This window comes from Nitrospira sp. CMX1 (genome assembly GCF_054902215.1).
On record NZ_JBUBKD010000011.1, the window covers coordinates 130,796 to 150,386 of the forward strand.

A 19,591-nucleotide genomic window follows, 5' to 3' on the forward strand; every position below is an offset into this window, starting at 1 on the left:
CCTAGCGATAGAGTCTTCACTGGAACCGACACATAACACATTAAAAGATAAAGACTTTTCAAGATTGACCATCATCGCTTCCGACGTACTGGTTGACAGCGAGGACAAAAATAGGAGCTTCGCTCTCCTCGGAGTCGCTGAATCACCCCACCGCAACGATTCGGACAAGGTTGCCCTGCTTTCCCATAGACTAGATGCTGGCGTTTGTATTGTCCTTCGGTCCCATCAGGGGCAAAAAAGTCTCGGACACTCGATCCCCCATGCCTAATGGCCTCATCCAAAACCGCTCGCATGATCGCATGGAGCCTGTCGGCCTTGCTTGCCGACAGGCGACTGACTTGGCTGTTCGGGTGAAGGCCGGCGCGGAAGAGAATTTCATTCGCATAGATATTCCCAATACCGGCAATAGCTTGTTGATGCATCAAGAGTGCCTTGAGCCGCCCACGGCGCTCCCGCAAGAGTTTGAGAACATCTTGCTGAGACGCCGACAATGGATCCAGCCCGAATCGGCGAGTGCAATACTGGTCAAGTCCGGCTTTATCTAAAAACGACAGCCGTCCAAATCTGCGCGGATTCCAGTACCGCAGTTCAGGCTCGCAGCCACCTTCAAACAACAGCCTCACATGAACATGTTGCGGATGTTTCACCTGTACGGATGGGAACAGAAGGAGCCCGGTCATCCCCAGCTCCGCCACGACATAGCGACAATCGTGGCTGTTCACAAATGCTAAGGCCACGCTCTTGCCGTATCGGTTGACCGATTGCAAGGTAGCACCTCGATACCACGATGCGGCGGCATACCCCTCTCGAACAATATCTTCTCGTCCGATCCATACCTCGGTCAGCCGTGCTCCCAGGAGGCGGGCACGGATTTGTCGAGTCACGACTTCGGCTTCCGGGAGTTCTGGCATAATACGATTGAACGACAGAGCTTCAGACTGGTCGCATTACGCCATGGACCTTCACGAAAGGCAAGATAGCCTTGCTAGAGAACCGACAGGGCCAGGATGGAGAGGAGGTGAATCGTCCTACGCGGCACGCCGACGCTGTCGGACCTGTTCGATCGCAACTTGTAGATTCGGGAGCGGCATCGCACTCGGACGGCGAGTCATGATTAGCTTCAACACTTCATCATATGTTTGGCCCTCCACGCAGCAAAGATAGGCCATGACCACCGATACGGACCGGCCCATCCCAGCTCGGCAACAGACCAGTGTCCGCCCCTTCGGCACTCGCGGTTCAAGCCACTCAACGGCTTGAGCCAGTTTTGCGTGGTCGGCCTTGGCAAACTCTCGAAACGGAATGTGCTGGTAATCCACCCAGGCGGCAGGAGTAACGGTCAACTCTTCGGCTACCAGCAGCAGTGTACCTATAGCCGTCGTTGGCTGCTTCGCATCGTCAATGTTCCCCACCAATAGCCGGTCCGTGATCATATGCATCGTAAGTTGAGTATAAACCTGCCCCTCAAACCGTCAAGGCATTCATCATTCTCCGAACCGGAGTTGCGATTTCTTTTCCTCGCCCGTTATACTCTCAATATGGTTACACTCACTCAGCAAGAAGTGGAACGACGCCTGAACACGGTCCCATGCGCCATCTGCAAACAATCCAGCTTTGCCATTGATGAGCGGTTCATGGGGGCCGATGGCGACTGGAGGGGGCTCTGCAAGAAGTGCTTTTATACGTTTCCAGTCTATGCTGATATGGAGTTCTATCTGCGAACACAGCCTGATGTGCCGCTCAGACTCAAGGAGATCTCCTGCACAGCCTGCAATCATCGGGGGGTCAGCCTCGACCTTCGAGCCACCCTGTCCGTGCGGGATGCCTACTACTTCGTGACCTGTCAGGGCTGTCAGCGACAATTTGTCGAGAAATCTTCACTCGAGGCCTTTGAATAACTGTTCCCAACGTTGGTGTATACTGAGACTATGAGTGACACGCCAAAACAACCCGACCCCTCGCCGGAAGAAAAACCCAAGGTGAGAAAAGAGATTCCCGTGTTCGCCGTTCAGGACGATGCTGCCGTCATGGCAGAAGAAATGGCGGACCTCTTCGAGGAAGACAAGGTGTCTCACCAGCACGGCAGTTCAGAGCCGGAAGCGGATTAAGCTGAAGAGCCTTCCAACTTAAGGATTCCAAATTGATGAGACCCACGGCGGCTTCTCAGCCGAATGTGTCGCCCATAGCCGAATCCGTATCGGCTATGCCACATCGGGATTATGATTGATGACGTATAAGAACCGCACCAGCGTTCCACGTTCCGCATGATCCTTGAACCATCCGTTCTCGGCAATGCGCGCATCGGCGAGAAACTCATTCCCCTCGGCAGCAAATTCTCGATACATCGCTCGAGAGACTTCGTAGTTCTTCACCCAATGGTTTCGAATATTCGGCGTGAAATTATACTGCCGGTACACCAGCCCCAACGTCTGCAGGACCCGAGCCATACGGGTACGTCCGGGCTCTAAAACGTCTTCCGGATCACCCTCCTCCTTGGCTTGGAACGCCGCCACGATCATCCGGCCGCCTGGTTTCAGCTTATTATTCAGCTTTCTGATCGTCACATCGTAGTTGCCCATGAAATAGACACAGTCCACGGCGATGATGGTGTCATACCCCTCACCGGGGATGTCGTCGGCGATCAGATCTACGCATCGAAAACTCAGCCTTCCTGTTTTGGACTGAGTGCGGTCTTGAGCCTGAGAGATGGCCACGTCCGAGTAATCGATCCCAAGAATCGAACAACTGGTTTTTTCGGCCAGATATTCGGTGATGCGGCCGTTGGCACAGCCGATTTCAAGAACCTGCTCGCCGGGCTTGAGCAACGAAGCCAAAAAATCCATTTCCTCCACATCCATCATACCGTGCTGACAGAGGTCACGCCCGTACACCGCTTCGCAAAACTGGGCATGAGTCCGGCTCGTATAGGCGCGCTTGAAGTATTCGTTGTACCAGGCCTTTGAGAACATCTTGGCCTGCCCCATGCCGTCCGTATGATCCAGAAGCCGTCCCATGCTCTCGTCCATCGTGCTGCTCCTCCTATGACCGGTGATTCGTGACCTGCGTCGCCCTACTCAACGGGAAACCGTCTCCGGCAGATCTTGCAACACCTTGGTCATCTCCTCTGTAGAGCCTTCGAACCTTCCAGCCATGCTTTGATCCTAAACAGCCAGCTTGGAAACACGAATGACTTGCTCTTTATTTGGAAGATCTATTATTCAATCCTGTATAAGCTCATGGGCTTCTTATTTGAATTACCCACCAGAATCAAGTCATGAAAAGTAAGTGAGCTTGAGCTACCTGTCAATGCTGAATTCGAACGCGCACAGGGTTCATCACCTAGCCACAGCTAGACCGAACGAATGACGATTACCGCTCCGTCTTGTTCGATCCGACCTAGCGACGAAACCTTCCCTCTCCGTTCCTTACGCGCAATCCGATCAATCTGCACGATCGCGCCACGATGCCATTGGTCGAATGCTTCGTTTTTTGACGATGCGAGACGATCCTGCCGGCCGACTTCTTGTCGGCCTTGTTCATTACAGAGCCAGGCTCGCTTCTCCCCCTTCATAACTCGCAGCTCGCTCACAACTCGATATACGTCAGGTTGCCGCTCCACGATCGTTCGTCCATCCTTCCTGAGTAACAAATAGGAAAACTTCAGCGCGTCTTTGATGAACCCAACTGACTCACCAATCTCCTGAATTATTACAGGCGGTTCCCAAGCTCGCTCTTCGTGACACCAATCATCAGGCTTCACCAAGGCTGGACAACTTAACTCATGGAGGCAAGGGCTATAAACGGTGCAGCTCCTTTCTTGGAGGAGTCGGTCACGCACGTGAAACAATCCTCGGGAGGTTCCACGTAGAGCCGGCTCGACGATCATCACTGTGCCGTGCGGTGCGAGGAGCGATAAGGATTCCACTATCAGGCCAGTGCGCATGGCGGTTGGATCATGCGCATCTGTACAGACCTCATTCAAGCAGTTAGCGAGAATAATAAGATCAAAGGGCGCCCGTGGTTTAACCTGCTCCAACCAGACTCGTCGCTCAAGATCTCCTCCATAGGCCTGCAAGCTCGCTGCTCCAACACTAGCCGCCTGGCAGTATCGATCCCACAACTGCCTGGCTTGTCTGAGAGCTTCTGCTGAGCCATCAATCGCGGTAACAGACAAGGCATACGGCAGCTTTCGCTGATGCCACCAATCGAGGACCGCCAACGCTCCAGTACCAGGGCCTGCACCAAGATCCAAGACTGAGAAACCCTTATTTACTTCAGGAGTAGGCATTTCATCCAGCAACACCTGAATCTTGGCTAGATTCACTGGCAGGAAATACTGGAGATAGGCCGTGCCCAAGAATCTGTCATTGAGGTACGACCCATTGAGACCATCTCGGTCTTTGGTGAACATGCGGGACAGTTCGACTACAGCCTGAGCAAGCTCCCTGTTCGAAAGGCCTACCCGCTCAACATTGACGTGGATGGCATCAAGAATCTCTGGTGATACCGTGGCGTTGAGGCGTCCCATGAACGTAGTGTATGCTCATGCTATTATGGAGGACAACCATGACGGATGATATTCTGAAGGCCTATAAAGACGTGGAAGCAGCAGTGGAACGCTATATCCGACTCCTGCACGACCACGTCACCATGCTCCAAAACATTGAACCACCCGGCTCCGACAAAGTCGTTCGGCTGACGGCCGGGTCCAAAGCTATGACAGATAGTGCAGGGATCTATCTATCCTATGCCAAATATGTAGCCTATGGGATGCCGGCCAGCGAGGAAATGGTGGAGGACGAGATTCAGGGGTAGTGAACAGTTTGTTGGGTCTATCTGGTTTCTCTGGTCTGTCCGGTCAATCAGATAGACCCAAAAATGAAAGAGCCCGTCCGGCAACATGCCGCACGGGCTCTCGTTTTACCGTTTCTTGGTGTTTTAGATGCTTCGCATAAACTGGGCAACTTCGTCTGGATTGACGGTACCACCCATGACCTGTGACATCGCGACGTTCGTCGACTTCTTGCCCGTCAGACCGGACTCGACTTCATCCAGGATCAACTCCACCGGCATAGACTGACCGCCATACACGCGCGGACCGCCGATGATCTTGGCCTTGGAGTACCCATAGATCGCAGTGGCCACTTCTTTCGCCAGCCACCCAACGTAGTTGAATTCCGGCACGACGATCAATTTGGTCTTTCCGCACAATTCACGCAGTTCCTTCGTCGGGAATGGGCGAAGCGAACGAACCTTGATGAGGCCGACGTTGAGCCCCTTGTCCTTGCAGAGACGCACAGCTTCGCGCGACTGGGCCGCAGCACTGCCGGACGCAATGATGATGGCGTCCGCGCCTTCGACGTTTTCCGCCGTAAGTAAGCCACCCATGTACTTATTGATGTACTTACGAGACCGTTCGACGGCTGCCCACACTTCCTGCTGCCAGACGGCGTGAATGTTGTACGCCATGAAGTTCGACTTCTGAACCGGGGCATCACGAGAGAGACGAGCGGGAGGATTTTCCGCATCGAGCACTGGCACTGCGCCGCGCCACGCTTCACGCGGGGGCAACTTGATCCCACGATCCTGCATCCGCACATAGCCACGGGCATGGGTCACGAAGAAGCCGTCGCAACATACCCCAACGGGCAAGGTCACATCGTTCTTCTCGCTGATCGTGAACCCAGCCATCGTAAAATCGAACATGTCCTGTTGATTCTCGGCATGGAACACGATCATTCCGCAATTCAGTAAGTAGGCGACTTCGATATTGTCCGGCTGAATGGCGAGTGGTGCGTTGACGACTCGACAGGTAAACATGGCAACCACCGGAAGACGGTGGCCGGGCCATGACGCAATACCTTCCAAACCACGCAACGTACCGGGTCCGGCCGTGGCCGTATAGCATCGAACGCCTGCGCGAGAACCTCCGGCGATAGCCGCCATCACACCGACCTCTTCCTCGCCACGATAGTATTCTTTCACATAGCCTTCACCATAGAGCACCCCAACGAGCTGCATGGTTTCACTCTGTGGCGTGATGGGATAGGCAATAGCCAAATCCACATTCGAACGACGAATCGCTTCCTTTGCGGCCTCGCTACCGGTGATGAACTCCTTCGTCCGAGGCGCCTCATGAAACATATATTCAGGAGTCACAACTTTCTGTCGTTTTGCTTCGCCATGTGGATCTTTTTTTGAAGCGCTTGGCGGAGCTGCCACGCTGGTGATGGGATCGCCCTGAGGATTGGTCTTCACTTCGGTTTCGCTCATATTCGCACCTCTCTATATGGACGGTGAGCTGCTCGCTCAGCCTACCCTTCTCGCTTCATCTGTTCTGCAGAATGGCCAAACATCGCTGCGCTGCCCGCTCCACCGGGAGTCGGAGCAAACGCCATCGGATTGGTATGGGTCTTACCGCCATGCACCTTCGACTGGGTACCGGTAAAACGGACATTTTCTCCACCCTCAGGTAATTTGATTCCCAGCTCTTCCCGGACACGCTTGAAAATCTGCGCGACGCGCTTGATTTTCAGCGTATCGGAATCCCGGATCGTGAGCATCGCATCTTCATGGCCCTGCTCCGCACAAATCGCCATAGTGCAGCAATTGGTTCCCGCCCGGATCATTTTGAGGGTGAGATTGGCATAATGGCAATGCACGCCGATGAAGATACAAGCTTCGATCTTATTCCCCCAGATCGTCAAATTCGGATGATTCGGATTGATCACCTCTTCAGGATCGATCTTCGGATACTTTGGACGATAGTCCGGCATCGGAATAATCATGACTTCCGGAATCTGTGCGGCAATTTCCAATGTTGCCTTTGCTTTTTCTACCGCGTGATCGTTCCAGGCCCACAAAAGCAGGGGACCCGGGAAAATCGTCGCATTCGGGCTCGTCAACATTTTGCGAGCCATTTCTTCAATGACAACTTCCTCGTTTGGCTCAAGAAGACCATAGTACAGCCCCTGCCCCGGATCTGGCAGGTCGACACCTAATTGAGCCGCAGACGGCGGATGGAAGCCAGCCGGACCCGGCACGATGATTCGCTCTCTCGTATCTTGTGTGATTGCCACGCCTGATTCCCTTTCCTTACCCGACAACAGGACTTGCTAAAACCGCCGTGGTGCTCTTCTCTCCATACGTAATATTGTCCGTCAACGCCGCCTTCGGCAATTGATCGATCATGATCATCTTGATGGCATTATTCTTCGCCATATTGTCGCAAACCCACACGCACTGAGCACATCCCTTACAACGATCGACTGCAACGTACGCGGAGCCGTACTTAAATCCTTGATCCTTGCCCATCTCATCGCTGTAGAGAATCGTGTTGGCTTCTGGACAGTACTGCGTACAGAGCTTGCAACTCTTCGCGGCACAAATTTCAACACTTATATCGGCTACGAGGTACATGAAGTCTCCTTTATAACCGGTTACGCGGTGACTGCTGCGACAGGCTCTTCAACCCGCTTCACATTAGCCGCAGCCCACCCATGATCGACGGCATAGTTCCATCCCGCCCGCATAACGGCGACGTTCTTCTCGATCAGTTCTTGCTTCTTTTTGAACTTCCGCTCGACGACACTGTCGAGGGCGGCCGTACCACCGGACACTACAAAGCCTTTACCGAGGAACCGGTCCTTTACGGCTTGGTCTAAGCCCGCCATACTTGTCAGTCCTGTAATTGCGCCGATACAGCCCATCAGCGCCATATTGGTAGCGAGGTCCATCCCTGCGACTTCCAATGAGATTTTGGTCGCTGGAAAGTAATACAGCTTGGCTCGAAGCTTCTGCAACTCAGCCGCCTGGTCTCGATGAAGATTCATCGGCCCATCATTATTGATCAGGGCAACCCCATCTTCTTTCAGGCCAAAATAGAACGGCATCGTGTAGGACTTGCCGTGCGTAATGACTTGCGGATGGAAGATGATAATGATGTGCGGGAAGGTGATTTCGCCAATCTCATAAATCGGCTCATCCGACACTCGAACATAGCTTTCGACCGGCGCCATCCGCTTTTCAGAGCCATAGAATGGCACGATCGTACTTTCGCCGCCGGCATTAATGACGGCCGTACTCAGAATGTGAGACCCGGTCACGACACCCTGTCCGCCGACACCGGCCATTCGAATATTAAAGCGCTTTGCCATCGTGGAATCTCCTTCGCTCGCTTAGGCCTTGTTAGGAATTGCGGCAGCCGGCTTAGGGAGGAACTCCTTATAGCCATAGCGCTCCGCAAGGTACTGCTTGGCCTCTTCGCTGACATACTCCGTGAACTGATAGCGATCGTTCTCAACGGTCTTCGCGTCTTCCATGACCTTGTCAGTTGGAATGGCGTACTCGATATTACAGGACGTATACGCCTGAATGTAGGTCGACCCAACTTCGCGCGCAATCAGAACCGCTTTCTTGATCACGCTTTCCACTCGGCGCGGATTATTCGGCACGACCGTGGCAACATACGCACAACCAGCCACCTTTGCCATCTGCAACATGTCCATCTTTTCAAACTTCTTACCAAGGGGAGCCATTTTCAACACCGCGCCGCGATTGGTCATCCCACTTTCTTGCCCACCGGTATTCCCATACACTTCGTTATCCAACATGATGGTCGTAAACCGTTCTTTACGGAACCAGGAGTGGAGCACCTGCTGGAAACCGATGTCGGCCGTTCCACCGTCGCCAGCCATCACAACCACGTCTTTGGGCTTGTCACCAAAACGCAGCCGGAGACCACGCGAGAGCCCACTCGCTACTCCATTTTGGTCACCGTAGTTGCCGTAGACGAAGGGAATCGCCGCCTGAGAAATGGCAAGCCGACCGCAACCGGCCGTCCCAACGGTAATCGTATCTTCTGGATTGGGGAAGGCGACCATGGCCAAGCGAATGAAGAGGGTCATGGCACAACCGGCACACATGGGATGTTCTTCCAACACTTCCTTAAAGCTTCCCACTTGTGAAACCGTGACCTTCTTTCCAAACGGTCCGTGCTCCACTAGATCCCGATATTCCTTCGGCATAAACTTCTCAAACCCATTGGAGAACTTGACATAATCGAGACTCATCAGACACCTCCCTTATATCGTTGGCAACGGCGGGCCGCTGCACCTAGTTTTCACCTCTCTCCACCGACATGCATCGAAGAAAACGTGAGGGTTTGCAGACTTGAGCCCTGGGACCACACAATACAAAACAACGGTACCCTTGGCATCCTAGCAAAGCCGAAAAAAGGCTGTCAATCTTTGCTCAGTCTTTTCTCTGTTCGGAAGCCTACTCCACCCAAGCATAGGCTAGTCAACGTTGCGCAAGATAGTATAGCGCCGTGAAAATCAACGCAACTTTAAAGAGGACCCAGGGGTTCCCAAAGAAGGCCTAGGCCTGGCGGTTTGATGTAGGCCATTCGCCCCAACCTAGAGAACCGGCCCCTTATGAATTAAGAGGATCATCGATGGCAATTCATGTTTAGAGATTGCTGATCTACGACAATCTGTTTACACTGCAGTGTATGTCGCTGCGCGTACTGATTCCTGGTGAGGATGAGGCAGGAACCCATGTGGGTGGAGTGCATAAGCGTCCACCGATTCCAGATAACACCCTCAAGGCTGAGTGTCCAAAATTTATGGCACATGGTCCCTGTGGAGGGGTTCGCAAAGGAGGACTCTGCGAGGTATACCCTGAGATGAAATGCCCCTGGGTCTCGCTCTACTTAGAACTTGAAAAAATCGGTCAGACGGAATGGATGAAACAAGTCTAAACAGTGAGAGGGGTAAGGAGTGAAAGGTAAAGAGCTACGCAAGAGCTTGCGAACAACAAAACTCGGCTACAACGAACGACATGCAAAAAGCGGCATCCATGCTCGTCTGCCGGAGATTGAAACCTTTCCAAATCAGTATAAGGGATATGAAATTACGATCGACATTCCCGAGTACACCGCAATCTGCCCCAAGACAAATTTGCCGGACTTTGGCACCATCACCCTGCATTACATGCCTGACAACGCATGCCTCGAACTCAAGGCCCTCAAAATGTACATCCATGCCTACCGTAACCTTGGCATCTTTTACGAGAACGCCGTGAACCGAATCCTCCACGATGTCGTCCACGCCTGCCGCCCTGTGTGGGCGACAGTGACCGGCACATTTACCGCACGGGGGGGGCTTTCCAGCAAGATTGAAGCCCGATATCCGCGGACTCTAAAAGCATAGCTCTTCAAAGACTCCCCTCATTGTTCGCTGCAGACATCCTTCAGGTCATCGCTGGCTTAGCGTAGAACCATGCCGGCCACATCTTCATATCGTCTTCCCCGAGTATGAGTAGTAGGAAACATCTGTCGCTAGTAAACAGGCTGGTCCACGCCTACACCCCGATGCGATGCAGCATGCGTTTCAGAGCCGCATAATCGGGCACCTTTGACTTGCTTGACATATTGAAAAACACTCGCATTTCTTCAAGAGATGGTGTCTCATTTCATGAGTGGGTCCCACACGTCGTTCGCGTGGGCGGAAGGGAACTCCAGTTCCAACCATGTAGAGCTTTGACTAGACTTCTCAGTTAGCGACCGGCCATGTCGTTATTCAGTCACTTTCGCGCCATCTGGCGACAAGACCTTCGTCTGCGCACGACAGTTACGCTTTCGTTGCTCTTAGGAATCATTTTGCTCATCGCCACCACGTGGCGATTGGGTGAGATCAAGACCTCGCTCGAAGAATCCACACAAACTCGCGCCTACGCCATCGGACTCACGTTCACCATACTGGAAGCCGCCGCTCCTAACGAGAATCTCCACCGGATTCAAGCAGCCTTGGATAGCTATCACGATGATCCAGACATTGCCCGTGTGGATCTCTTAGGCACTGACCGGAGGATCATGGCCTCCACCGAACCGGAACGGGTCGGGCGCACCGTAACTGATTCCCACACGACCCAGGCATGGGAACGTGGAAGCAAAATCATTGGATACGATGAGACATCCCATGAATCCCAATTCCTCGTGGCTGTAGAGCCGCTTTGGGACGGAAAGCTGATTGCAGGCTGGGTTCGCATCGAGTTTCCCCTCACTAAGATGCGTCAGCAGATGGCTCGCGCGACACGGGAATCAATTCTGCTCGGCGTCCTCTTGATCGGATCGAGCATACTCATCGTCTTGATCAGCATGCATCGCATTTCCGTCCTCTCTCGCGATACAGCCGACCGATTGCAGACGACATTGACATCGCTCAACCAGCGATTCCCTGACCTGGAATCACCGACCGAAGGATCTGCAACAGGTTCCGCGTTCATCATTCCATCTCAATGCGGAGAAATCGAGCGAACGGTCGCACTCATCAACCATACCCTTGGGCTTTTAACCAAGCAGATTCACTTGATACAGACATCCACCTCTTGGCTTGAGGATGCCTTCACAAGTCGAACGGCGCAACTAAACGATGCCATCGACGATCTAAAACGAGAAACCGCAGAGCGAGCCCAAGCGGAGTTGACCCTCCGCGAGAATGAAACGAAATATCGTGGGATTTTTGAATCATCACGGGATGCCATCATGCTCTTATTTCCACCGGAGTGGAAATTCACAGCCTGTAATCCCGCAACCGTTGCCCTCTTTGGAGCAGAAAGTGCAGAGCACTTCACCTCGTTAGGCCCCTGGGACGTTTCCCCGCTTTTTCAATCAAACGGCGAACTCTCTACCAGCAAAGCACCCAAGGTAATTCAGCAAGCCATGCAAGAGGGGTCGCACTATTTTGAATGGATCCATCGGCGTATCAACGGCCCAACTTTTCCTGCCACCGTGCTCCTGACACGGATTACGCTCCAAGGAAAGACCGGTTTGCAAGCGACTGTGCGAAACATCAGCGAACAGAAGCGTGCCGAACAAGCACTTCGTGACGTGTCTGAGTTTCAGAAGGCGATCCTAGACAATGCCGGGCACGCCATCATATCGGCGACCCCGGATGGAATCATCCGTGTGTTCAATCCGGCCGCTGAACTGCTCTTAGGCTATTCGGCCGACGAATTGGTTGGGAAAGAGACACCCGCAATTTTTCACGATCCCCAAGAAGTGGCGGCACGCGCCCAGATCTTTTCCGCTGAGCTTGGGATCGACCTGCAGCCCGGCTTTGACGTCTTCGTCGAAAAATCTCGTCGTGGCCTTCCCAATACCCATGAATGGACCTACATGAGAAAGGACGGGGGTCGACTCGCCGTCCTCCTGACGATCACGGCTCTACGCAATCCGGAGGGAACGATCACGAGTTTCCTTGGTGTCGCATCGGACATAACGACGCTCAAAGTTGTTCAACGAGAATTGACGCTCGCGAAAGATGCCGCCGAAGCGGCCAGTGTCGCAAAGTCTCAATTTCTGGCCAATATGAGCCATGAAATTCGCACACCGATGAACGGAGTTCTCGGCATGACCGAACTGCTCCTGGCGACTCCTCTCACCGATAAACAGCGGCATATGGCCCATACTGTACGACAATCTGCTGCCTCACTACTCACGATCATCAACGACATCCTTGATTACTCAAAGATTGAGGCAGGGAAGCTCCAACTCGAGCACACCGATATTGACCTCTCCCACCTCCTTAATGATGCAGTCAAGTTGTTTTCTGAAGCTGCCCGCCAAAAGGGACTTTCCCTATCCATCGCAATAGCGCCGAGTATGCCCTCTGCACTCCGGGGAGATCCGACGCGATTGAGACAAATCCTCCTGAATCTGATCGGAAACGCCATCAAATTCACCGCCACCGGATCGATCACCGTGAACACGGACTGCCTCAAGCGCGATCCGGACCAGATTCTGCTTCGTATCACGGTTCGTGATACAGGCATCGGTATTCCGCCCGAATCCCAGGCCCGCGTTTTCGATGCATTTGCCCAGGCCGACGGATCGACGACACGCAAGTTTGGGGGTACGGGCCTCGGCCTTACGATCGTCAAACAGCTGGTTCACTTGATGGGAGGGACCGTTGATCTTGAAAGCATACCAGGTCGCGGCTCAACGTTCGGATTTACCGTTCCACTGGAGGTTCGTACGGACAACGAGATGTCATCTATCCCAGCACCGCCTCAACACACTCCAGCCACTCTCCACGGAAAAGTCTTGCTCGCTGAAGACAACGTCGTGAATCGTGAAATCGCCGTGGCGATGCTGGAGTTGCTGGGATGTACGGTAGATATTGCCGAAGACGGACAGGAAGCGTTGGCAGCAATCGACGCCCAATCCTACGACTTGATCCTCATGGATTGCCAGATGCCCAACCTCGATGGATTGGAAGCCTCTCGCTTGATTCGTGAACAAGAAAGACACCATCCATATCGCCGCCGTCTTCCGATTCTCGCGCTCACAGCCAGTGCAATGGAAGGCGATCGAGAGCAATGCTTGGCGGCCGGGATGGACGGGTACCTCACTAAACCCTTCACTTTTGATCAGCTGCATCACGCATTGGCACCGTGGTTAGAAAAGGCGGCCTGAAAAGAACGAGTGCACATCGAAGCACTACAACCTCGCATCGATGCCGCTTCATGGCTGCGACCGACCGCAATTGTACAACGAAGTGCTTGCACCCTCAGATACATCGCGGTACTTTCAAGTCTACACATGGCCACCTACGCGATCGGGGACGTGCAAGGATGCTACGAACCCCTTCAACGTCTCATCCAGCGCATTCGCTTTGACCCAACGACAGATCGACTTTGGTTCGTCGGCGATCTCGTGAACCGTGGCCCTGATTCGCTAAGGGTCCTCCGCTACATCAAGAACCTGAAAGACCGAGCTACGGTCGTCTTAGGCAATCACGATCTATTCCTTTTGTCTGTGGCCGAAAACATCGTACCCCTTCGCCCCGAAGACACCCTGCAGCCAATCCTTACCGCACCCGATCGCGACGAGCTCCTCACATGGCTACGGTGCCAGCCCCTGTTCTATCGTGAAGGCTCTCTTGCCATGGTCCACGCAGGCTTGCTCCCGCAATGGTCGATCGATGAGGCAGAAGAGCTGGCCCGTGAAGTCGAGATAAGTCTGCAAGGTCCTTCCTACCGAGACACACTTCGCGCGTTGTATCCCAGCAAGCATCTCCAATGGTCTCCAACTCTAACGGGCTCCACTCGGCTCGCCACCGTCCTCAAGGTCTTGACGAGACTTCGTGCCTGCTCACCGGACGGCCGGATGGAGTCCTCCTACAACGGTCATCCAGACCGAATTCCCTCAGGATACTTCCCCTGGTTCAAGATTCCGGGCCGACGCCATGGGAAGACGACGATCGTCTGTGGCCACTGGGCCGCGTTGGGACTCCATTGCGAAGATCGCCTCTTGGCGATCGATAGCGGCTGCGTGTGGGGGAGAGAGCTTACGGCCCTATGCCTAGAGAACAAGCGACTTTTCCAGGTGCCATGTGACGGGATGACCGACCCAGACTAAATACTGATCAGTGGTAGCTTTCCGAGTCGCTGGGGAACTTCCCCTGCTCGACCTCTTCCTTATATCGACGGACCGCTTGGAGTGCGTCCGTCTTGAGATGCGCATAGGGCTTGACGAATTTTGGAACGAAGTCGTCGAAGAGGCCGAGGAGGTCATAGAGCACCAGGACCTGTCCGTCACAGCAGGGGCCGGCCCCGATACCGATGGTGGGAATGGAAATCGCCTCCGTGATGTCTTTGGCCACACTGATCGGCATGGCCTCTAATACCAACCCGAATGCGCCGGCCGCCTCAAGCGCTTTGGCATCGTCCAGCAGCACAGCGGCTCGATCTTTCATTTTCCCCTGCACTTTGTACCCACCCAGCACATGCACCGATTGCGGGGTCATGCCAAGATGTCCCATGACGGGAATGCCGATGCTTGTCATGGCCCTGACACGATCCGCCATGCCCCCCCCACCTTCCAGCTTCACGGCCGTCGCTCCAGCTTGGAGAAAACGGCCCGCGTTGCGGACGGCTTCTTCCGTACTGGCCTGGTAGGACATGAACGGCATATCAGCGATCACCAAGGCGCGCTGCGCAGCCGATGCAACCAGCTTGGTGTGGTACAGCATCTCCTCCATTGTCACGGCCAACGTGTTCGACTTGCCTTGCACGACAACACCCAACGAATCACCGACCAATATCGCTTGGATTCCTGCTTGCTCGACGATGCGAGTGAAGAGCGCATCGTAGGCCGTGACGACGACCAGCTTCTTCTTGTCTCGTTTGGCTTGTTGGAAGTCAAGGATCGTCATCAGCCCAATTCTGCCTTGGTAATGATCTCGGCCAATCGATGCGTGGCCTTGATCGCCATGATATGGACACCGTCACAGTGAGGCCGCACGGCCTTGATGGTCCTCACCGCAATGTCGACACCTACATCTTCCGCTCGGTCCCCGGCAGCCTTCAGCTCATCAATCATCTCTTTCGGCACGGACATGCCGGGGATATTGGCGTTCATGAATTCCGCCATCTTGTGATTGCGCAAGATAAGAATCCCGGCCAACACCTTCACCTTGAACGGCTGCACCTGTTTCATAAAGCTGGCGAAGACATTGGGGTTGTAGACCGCTTGAGTCTGGAAAAACTGGGCGCCGGCTTTCACTTTCACTTCAAACTTTGCCAATACCGGCCCGACGAGATCGGCCTCGGGTGTCACGGCTGCCCCGATGGTAAATGCCGTAGCCCCGTCCAGTTTGTTGCCCATCATATCCTTACCGTCATTCAAGCCCCGCACCAGTTGCATGACTTGAACGGAGTCGAGATCATAGACCGGCTTGGCTTCTTTGTGGTCACCCACCGTTGGATAGTCACCAGTAAGACACAAAATATTCCTGATCCCAAGCATGTGCGCGCCCATCAGATCCGATTGCATCGCGATCCGATTGCGGTCACGGCAGGTCAGCTGCATCACCGGGTCATGCCCCAGTTCATACAACAGGCGACAGACCGGAAGCGACCCGGCACGTACCACAGCGGCGGTATTGTCAGTGATATTCACACCGTGGACACGCCCCACCAGCTGTTTGGCATTCTCCAAGACAGCAGAAATATTCGTCCCTTTTGGAGGGTTATATTCGACGGTAACGGCGAATGTCCCGCGATTCAAGACATCGACCAACCGCTGCGGCTCTCGGCTCATGACCGGCCTCTCATTTCATTCCTGCGGCTCGTTTGGCGGACTCGACTGTATTCTCCAGCAACATGGCAATCGTCATGGGACCCACACCGCCAGGAACGGGACTGATCCAGCCGGCCTTCTGTCTCACTGGCTCAAAATCCACATCACCGCACAACTTCCCCTCAGGCGTCTTATTCGTTCCTACATCAATCACCACCGCCCCTTCGCGCACCATATCCGCCGTGACGAACTTCGCTTTCCCGATTGCGACAAGCAACAAGTCTGCTTCACGGCAGACCGCCGGAAGATCCTTCGTTTTTGAATGACAAATCGTGACGGTGGCGTTGCGCTGCAGCAACATCAGCGCCAGCGGTTTCCCCACAATGTTACTTCGTCCGACAACGACGGCTCGTTTCCCCTCGATGGTCACACCGGCCGATTCAATCATCTTGATCACGCCTTTGGGAGTACAGGCTTCAAACACCGGATGCCCTTCTACCAATCGGCCGAAGTTATAGGGATGAAACCCATCCGCATCCTTCAACGGAGAAACAGCCTCAAGAATCACTTTGCTATCGATATGTTTGGGCAAGGGCAGCTGAACCAGAATGCCATGAATCTTGGGATCCACATTCTTTTTTTCAATAAGCATCAGCAATTCGGTCTGACTCGTATTGACTGGAAGCTTGTGGTCATCGACATAGATGCCGGCCATCTCGCAGGCCTTCTGTTTATTCTTCACATAGACATGCGAAGCGGGATCATCACCGACCAAGATGGTAGCCAGACCAGGGATGACCCCTTTTTTCGCCAATAGCTCAGCCGATTCTTGTGCCAGTCGATCACGAACCTGTTGCGCCAGCGCTTTGCCGTCGATCAATTGTGCAGCCACAATCTCCCTCCCTCTCGCAATTGAGTCAGTAATATTTTCGGCAACTTAGCAGGGAAATTTTATGCAAGTCAACGCTGTACGCGGGTTAAGAGCAAACCCTGAAAGGTCCGGTAAGTACCATTTCGACACTCATCGCCTCTTTGACCCTCACCGTCATTTCTTGACAGTCTCTCTACCCCCTGGGTACGATGGTATTTTATCTCATTCAGGGATGTCTCTCCGTTGCCCTTATCTTCCTATCAGCACTCCTTCCTCGTTGCAGCACTGATGGTGGGCTTTGCCTTACCCTGTGAGGCCGTACAGATCACCGGGCTGGAGACGCCCAATAGTTTTGTCGGTGATCCGTCCGGGAAGGAATATTTTATTTCTAATATCAATGGAGAACCCGAGGCCCGTGATAATAACGGCTTCATTACGAAGTTGAATACTGAGGGGAAAGTCACCAACCTCAAGTTCATCCAAGGCGGTGTGACTGACATCACTCTACACGCGCCCAAGGGCATGGCCTTAATCGGGTCTATTCTTTACGTCGCTGACCTTGATCAACTGAAAGGCTTTGACAAGACAACCGGGAAATTGCTCATCACAGTCTCCTTTTCCTCGCCGTCCCGATCGCAGGTCTCCCTGACCGATGTGACTACCTCACAAACTGGCCTCCTCTACGCGTCCGATCAAACCGCCAATTCTATCTACCGGATCAATCCATCAGACAACCATCGGGTGGACCTCCTGATCCACGACGAACGACTCGCAGGCCCCGCAGGACTCACTGTCCACCCAAAAACAAACCACCTCATCGTGGTGAGCTGGGACAAGGGGAAAATTCTGGAGATCACCCCTGAGGGACAGTTGACCGAACTGGAGGCCAATGGGTTTTTTACCAGTCGTTTCCAAAACCTGAGCGGAGTTGATTTCGATCAGTGGGGTAATATGTATGTATCAGACCTCACAAAAGGCAAGATTTGGCGGATGACCAGAGATCATCGATTCCAAGTCATTGCTGAGTATCTCCCCGCTCCGGCCGACATCAGTATCGACCGCGCAAATAATCTCATCTTGGTTCCCTACTACTATGTCCATGCAGCTGAAATGAACGGGCTGGAAACCCCATCATCAGCCAAGTCTAAAAGCGAGAAACGTACACTCGCTGACTACGGATTCATTCCTCCCCCTCCTAAGTCACCCTCGGAAGGACCGAAGAAATGAGTACATGCCTGTACTGCCATGACCGCAAAGGAAAGCGCCCATGTCCCGCGCTCGGAGGTTCGATCTGCAGCCTCTGCTGCGGCGAGCATCGCCTCACCCGCATCTCCTGCCCGGCTGATTGTGTCTATCTCGACGCCGGAAGCGATTACCAACAAAAACGACTCAGTGAGCAATTCTTACCACTTCGCCGAGACTTCTATCGCGAATTAGACGAAACGGGGGGACAAAAGGCCGTTGCTCTCTTTAATCTGATTGAAGTCATCACGTTTAGCTATTTTGAAGGACGCCGAGACGGACAGGATGCTGAGGTTATCACGGCTCTTCAAGCCCTCCGACGCACACTCAGCCCCCTCCATGTACCGGCCGCCCCCATGCCGGTGTTTGCCGAACACCTTCGGAAGGAATACGACAGCTTCAAAAAGCAGAACCCTGATCAGATCGCGGATCCATCTGACGCTCCAGCCGTCTTGGACCGAATCGACAAATTCGTTTCTACGTTTTCGGGAAAGGATTTTCAGTCCAGCCGGTTTCTAGGAGGGCTGATCGGCTATGTCAAAACGCACCATCCTGAAATCGCCGATCACCTCAAGCGGAAGCACGAACCAGGGCATATTATTCTTCCTGGACAATCTTTCCTGCCTTCACCAGCCCCGGAAGGACACACCCACGGCCCTGAGTGCAGACACCATCCCTAAACCATCTACCTGACTTTGCCTTGGTTCGCTCGCAGACGCACCGGACCAACGAACGCACTCTTCGTCACCTTCCCCGTTGAGAAAGACCTCAGAGAACAGTAGATTATGTTTAGATATAGTTCAGCACACCGAGAGTCTCGACGATTGGCGGGTTGGACACAGCCCTCCAGAATCCTGCGAGCAGGCCGTAACAACTGGATCAATAATGATGTGTATGAATATGAAAATTTCAGAAGTTCAATTGAAACGATAATCTACTGTCGAGCAAACTGGTATAGCCCACTCGCATTGGCTAGAGCATCTTCTGCAGACTCACCCGACGATCGCTGGCGCAAGAGCTGTTCGATATGCTCGGCCAACCGACAATCCACACCATTTGAGAGAGAGACGATCTGCACACCGAATTCATCTTGTTCCGCCCATCGCACGACTGCCTGATCGATCGTCATACCATCCTTCTGGCCAGGCAGCCAGAGATGAAGCTTCAGGATGGTTTGGTCTGGAGGAGCAGAGAGGCATCTCACCCGAAACCCATTTAACGAGATATCCCGAACAGCCGCGAGTCTCACAGAATGACTCGTTAGATAACAGCTGGGGTAGTCTGCCTCGATACGACGATACATCCGGCGCGTCCCGATGGAATGCATACCCCCTCCATTGACGAGTCGATGAACCAGGAGTGAGGGTACCTGCTAAACCAGATGGGGGGAATCC

At 53.6% G+C, this 19,591-nt stretch carries 22 protein-coding genes; 9 read left to right on the forward strand and 13 right to left on the reverse strand.

The features are described 5' to 3' along the window. Nucleotides 1–71: 71 nt before the first annotated feature. Both mutM and ACYX34_RS02570 read right to left on the reverse strand, forming a co-directional pair. A complete protein-coding gene (mutM, locus tag ACYX34_RS02565) occupies nucleotides 72–911 on the reverse strand; it encodes a bifunctional DNA-formamidopyrimidine glycosylase/DNA-(apurinic or apyrimidinic site) lyase (protein ID WP_462074991.1) in 840 nt (279 codons plus the stop codon). Between the two features lie 117 nt (nucleotides 912–1,028). Further along, nucleotides 1,029–1,439, reverse strand: coding sequence for a dual specificity protein phosphatase family protein (locus ACYX34_RS02570; protein WP_462074992.1), 411 nt, complete (start codon nucleotides 1,437–1,439; stop codon nucleotides 1,029–1,031). A 99-nt stretch (nucleotides 1,440–1,538) separates the two neighbouring features. Between ACYX34_RS02570 and ACYX34_RS02575 the strand changes: the two genes are divergently transcribed. Continuing rightward, nucleotides 1,539–1,898, forward strand: coding sequence for a hypothetical protein (locus ACYX34_RS02575; RefSeq protein ID WP_462074993.1), 360 nt, complete (start codon nucleotides 1,539–1,541; stop codon nucleotides 1,896–1,898). A gap of 30 nt (nucleotides 1,899–1,928) precedes the next feature. Further along, a complete protein-coding gene (locus ACYX34_RS02580; protein ID WP_462074994.1) occupies nucleotides 1,929–2,108 on the forward strand; it encodes a hypothetical protein in 180 nt (59 codons plus the stop codon). A gap of 93 nt (nucleotides 2,109–2,201) precedes the next feature. Here the strand turns inward: ACYX34_RS02580 and ACYX34_RS02585 are convergent, their stop codons facing one another. Both ACYX34_RS02585 and ACYX34_RS02590 read right to left on the reverse strand, forming a co-directional pair. After that, on the reverse strand, nucleotides 2,202–3,026 hold the full coding sequence (locus tag ACYX34_RS02585) for a class I SAM-dependent methyltransferase (protein ID WP_462074995.1): 825 nt from the start codon (nucleotides 3,024–3,026) through the stop codon (nucleotides 2,202–2,204). A 323-nt stretch (nucleotides 3,027–3,349) separates the two neighbouring features. Further along, a complete protein-coding gene (locus ACYX34_RS02590) occupies nucleotides 3,350–4,528 on the reverse strand; it encodes a small ribosomal subunit Rsm22 family protein (RefSeq protein WP_462074996.1) in 1,179 nt (392 codons plus the stop codon). Between the two features lie 38 nt (nucleotides 4,529–4,566). Between ACYX34_RS02590 and ACYX34_RS02595 the strand changes: the two genes are divergently transcribed. Continuing rightward, nucleotides 4,567–4,815: a hypothetical protein gene (locus ACYX34_RS02595; protein WP_462074997.1), complete on the forward strand. Its 249-nt coding sequence runs from the start codon at nucleotides 4,567–4,569 to the stop codon at nucleotides 4,813–4,815. Between the two features lie 123 nt (nucleotides 4,816–4,938). Here the strand turns inward: ACYX34_RS02595 and ACYX34_RS02600 are convergent, their stop codons facing one another. Genes ACYX34_RS02600 through ACYX34_RS02620 form a run of 5 tightly spaced genes read right to left on the reverse strand, consistent with a single transcriptional unit; the run spans nucleotide 4,939 to nucleotide 9,071 of the window. After that, a complete protein-coding gene (locus ACYX34_RS02600) occupies nucleotides 4,939–6,273 on the reverse strand; it encodes a transketolase C-terminal domain-containing protein (protein WP_462074998.1) in 1,335 nt (444 codons plus the stop codon). Between the two features lie 41 nt (nucleotides 6,274–6,314). After that, nucleotides 6,315–7,079, reverse strand: coding sequence for a carbon monoxide dehydrogenase beta subunit family protein (locus ACYX34_RS02605; RefSeq protein WP_462074999.1), 765 nt, complete (start codon nucleotides 7,077–7,079; stop codon nucleotides 6,315–6,317). 16 nt (nucleotides 7,080–7,095) lie between these two features. Further along, nucleotides 7,096–7,419, reverse strand: a complete 324-nt coding sequence (locus ACYX34_RS02610) for a pyruvate ferredoxin oxidoreductase (protein WP_462075000.1) — start codon at nucleotides 7,417–7,419, stop codon at nucleotides 7,096–7,098. Nucleotides 7,420–7,439: 20 nt separating this feature from the next. Next, a complete protein-coding gene (locus ACYX34_RS02615; protein WP_462075001.1) occupies nucleotides 7,440–8,156 on the reverse strand; it encodes a 2-oxoacid:acceptor oxidoreductase family protein in 717 nt (238 codons plus the stop codon). Between the two features lie 21 nt (nucleotides 8,157–8,177). Continuing rightward, nucleotides 8,178–9,071, reverse strand: coding sequence for a thiamine pyrophosphate-dependent enzyme (locus tag ACYX34_RS02620; RefSeq protein ID WP_462075002.1), 894 nt, complete (start codon nucleotides 9,069–9,071; stop codon nucleotides 8,178–8,180). Nucleotides 9,072–9,511: 440 nt separating this feature from the next. On the opposite strand from ACYX34_RS02620, the gene ACYX34_RS02625 reads away from it, so the two are divergent. From ACYX34_RS02625 to ACYX34_RS02640, 4 genes are all read left to right on the forward strand, one after another. Next, entirely contained in the window at nucleotides 9,512–9,760 is a 249-nt protein-coding gene (locus tag ACYX34_RS02625; protein WP_462075003.1) for a methylenetetrahydrofolate reductase C-terminal domain-containing protein, read from the forward strand. A 19-nt stretch (nucleotides 9,761–9,779) separates the two neighbouring features. After that, entirely contained in the window at nucleotides 9,780–10,211 is a 432-nt protein-coding gene (queF, locus tag ACYX34_RS02630) for a preQ(1) synthase (protein ID WP_462075004.1), read from the forward strand. Between the two features lie 359 nt (nucleotides 10,212–10,570). Then, nucleotides 10,571–13,477 carry an ATP-binding protein gene (locus ACYX34_RS02635; RefSeq protein ID WP_462075005.1) on the forward strand — a complete coding sequence of 969 codons (2,907 nt, stop codon included), beginning with the start codon at nucleotides 10,571–10,573 and terminating at the stop codon, nucleotides 13,475–13,477. A 126-nt stretch (nucleotides 13,478–13,603) separates the two neighbouring features. Beyond that, a complete protein-coding gene (locus ACYX34_RS02640) occupies nucleotides 13,604–14,422 on the forward strand; it encodes a symmetrical bis(5'-nucleosyl)-tetraphosphatase (protein WP_462075006.1) in 819 nt (272 codons plus the stop codon). A 7-nt stretch (nucleotides 14,423–14,429) separates the two neighbouring features. Here ACYX34_RS02640 and panB read toward each other — a convergent pair whose 3' ends face one another. Genes panB through folD form a run of 3 tightly spaced genes read right to left on the reverse strand, consistent with a single transcriptional unit; the run spans nucleotide 14,430 to nucleotide 16,976 of the window. After that, the gene (gene panB, locus ACYX34_RS02645) at nucleotides 14,430–15,218 is read right to left on the reverse strand and encodes a 3-methyl-2-oxobutanoate hydroxymethyltransferase (protein ID WP_462075007.1); all 789 of its coding nucleotides are present in this window, start codon (nucleotides 15,216–15,218) and stop codon (nucleotides 14,430–14,432) included. Beyond that, a complete protein-coding gene (locus ACYX34_RS02650; RefSeq protein ID WP_462075008.1) occupies nucleotides 15,218–16,105 on the reverse strand; it encodes a methylenetetrahydrofolate reductase in 888 nt (295 codons plus the stop codon). Before ACYX34_RS02650 ends, panB begins: the two co-directional genes overlap by 1 nt. Before the next feature lie 10 nt (nucleotides 16,106–16,115). After that, complete coding sequence (folD, locus tag ACYX34_RS02655; protein WP_462075009.1) at nucleotides 16,116–16,976, reverse strand: bifunctional methylenetetrahydrofolate dehydrogenase/methenyltetrahydrofolate cyclohydrolase FolD; 861 nt, start codon at nucleotides 16,974–16,976, stop codon at nucleotides 16,116–16,118. A 222-nt stretch (nucleotides 16,977–17,198) separates the two neighbouring features. Between folD and ACYX34_RS02660 the strand changes: the two genes are divergently transcribed. Together ACYX34_RS02660 and ACYX34_RS02665 are read left to right on the forward strand one after the other, a co-directional pair. Continuing rightward, nucleotides 17,199–18,182: an NHL repeat-containing protein gene (locus tag ACYX34_RS02660; RefSeq protein WP_462075010.1), complete on the forward strand. Its 984-nt coding sequence runs from the start codon at nucleotides 17,199–17,201 to the stop codon at nucleotides 18,180–18,182. Continuing rightward, nucleotides 18,179–18,877 carry a hypothetical protein gene (locus tag ACYX34_RS02665; protein WP_462075011.1) on the forward strand — a complete coding sequence of 233 codons (699 nt, stop codon included), beginning with the start codon at nucleotides 18,179–18,181 and terminating at the stop codon, nucleotides 18,875–18,877. Before ACYX34_RS02660 ends, ACYX34_RS02665 begins: the two co-directional genes overlap by 4 nt. 254 nt (nucleotides 18,878–19,131) lie before the next feature. Here the strand turns inward: ACYX34_RS02665 and ACYX34_RS02670 are convergent, their stop codons facing one another. Beyond that, nucleotides 19,132–19,524 carry a PilZ domain-containing protein gene (locus ACYX34_RS02670; protein WP_462075012.1) on the reverse strand — a complete coding sequence of 131 codons (393 nt, stop codon included), beginning with the start codon at nucleotides 19,522–19,524 and terminating at the stop codon, nucleotides 19,132–19,134. Between the last annotated feature and the right edge of the window lie 67 nt (nucleotides 19,525–19,591).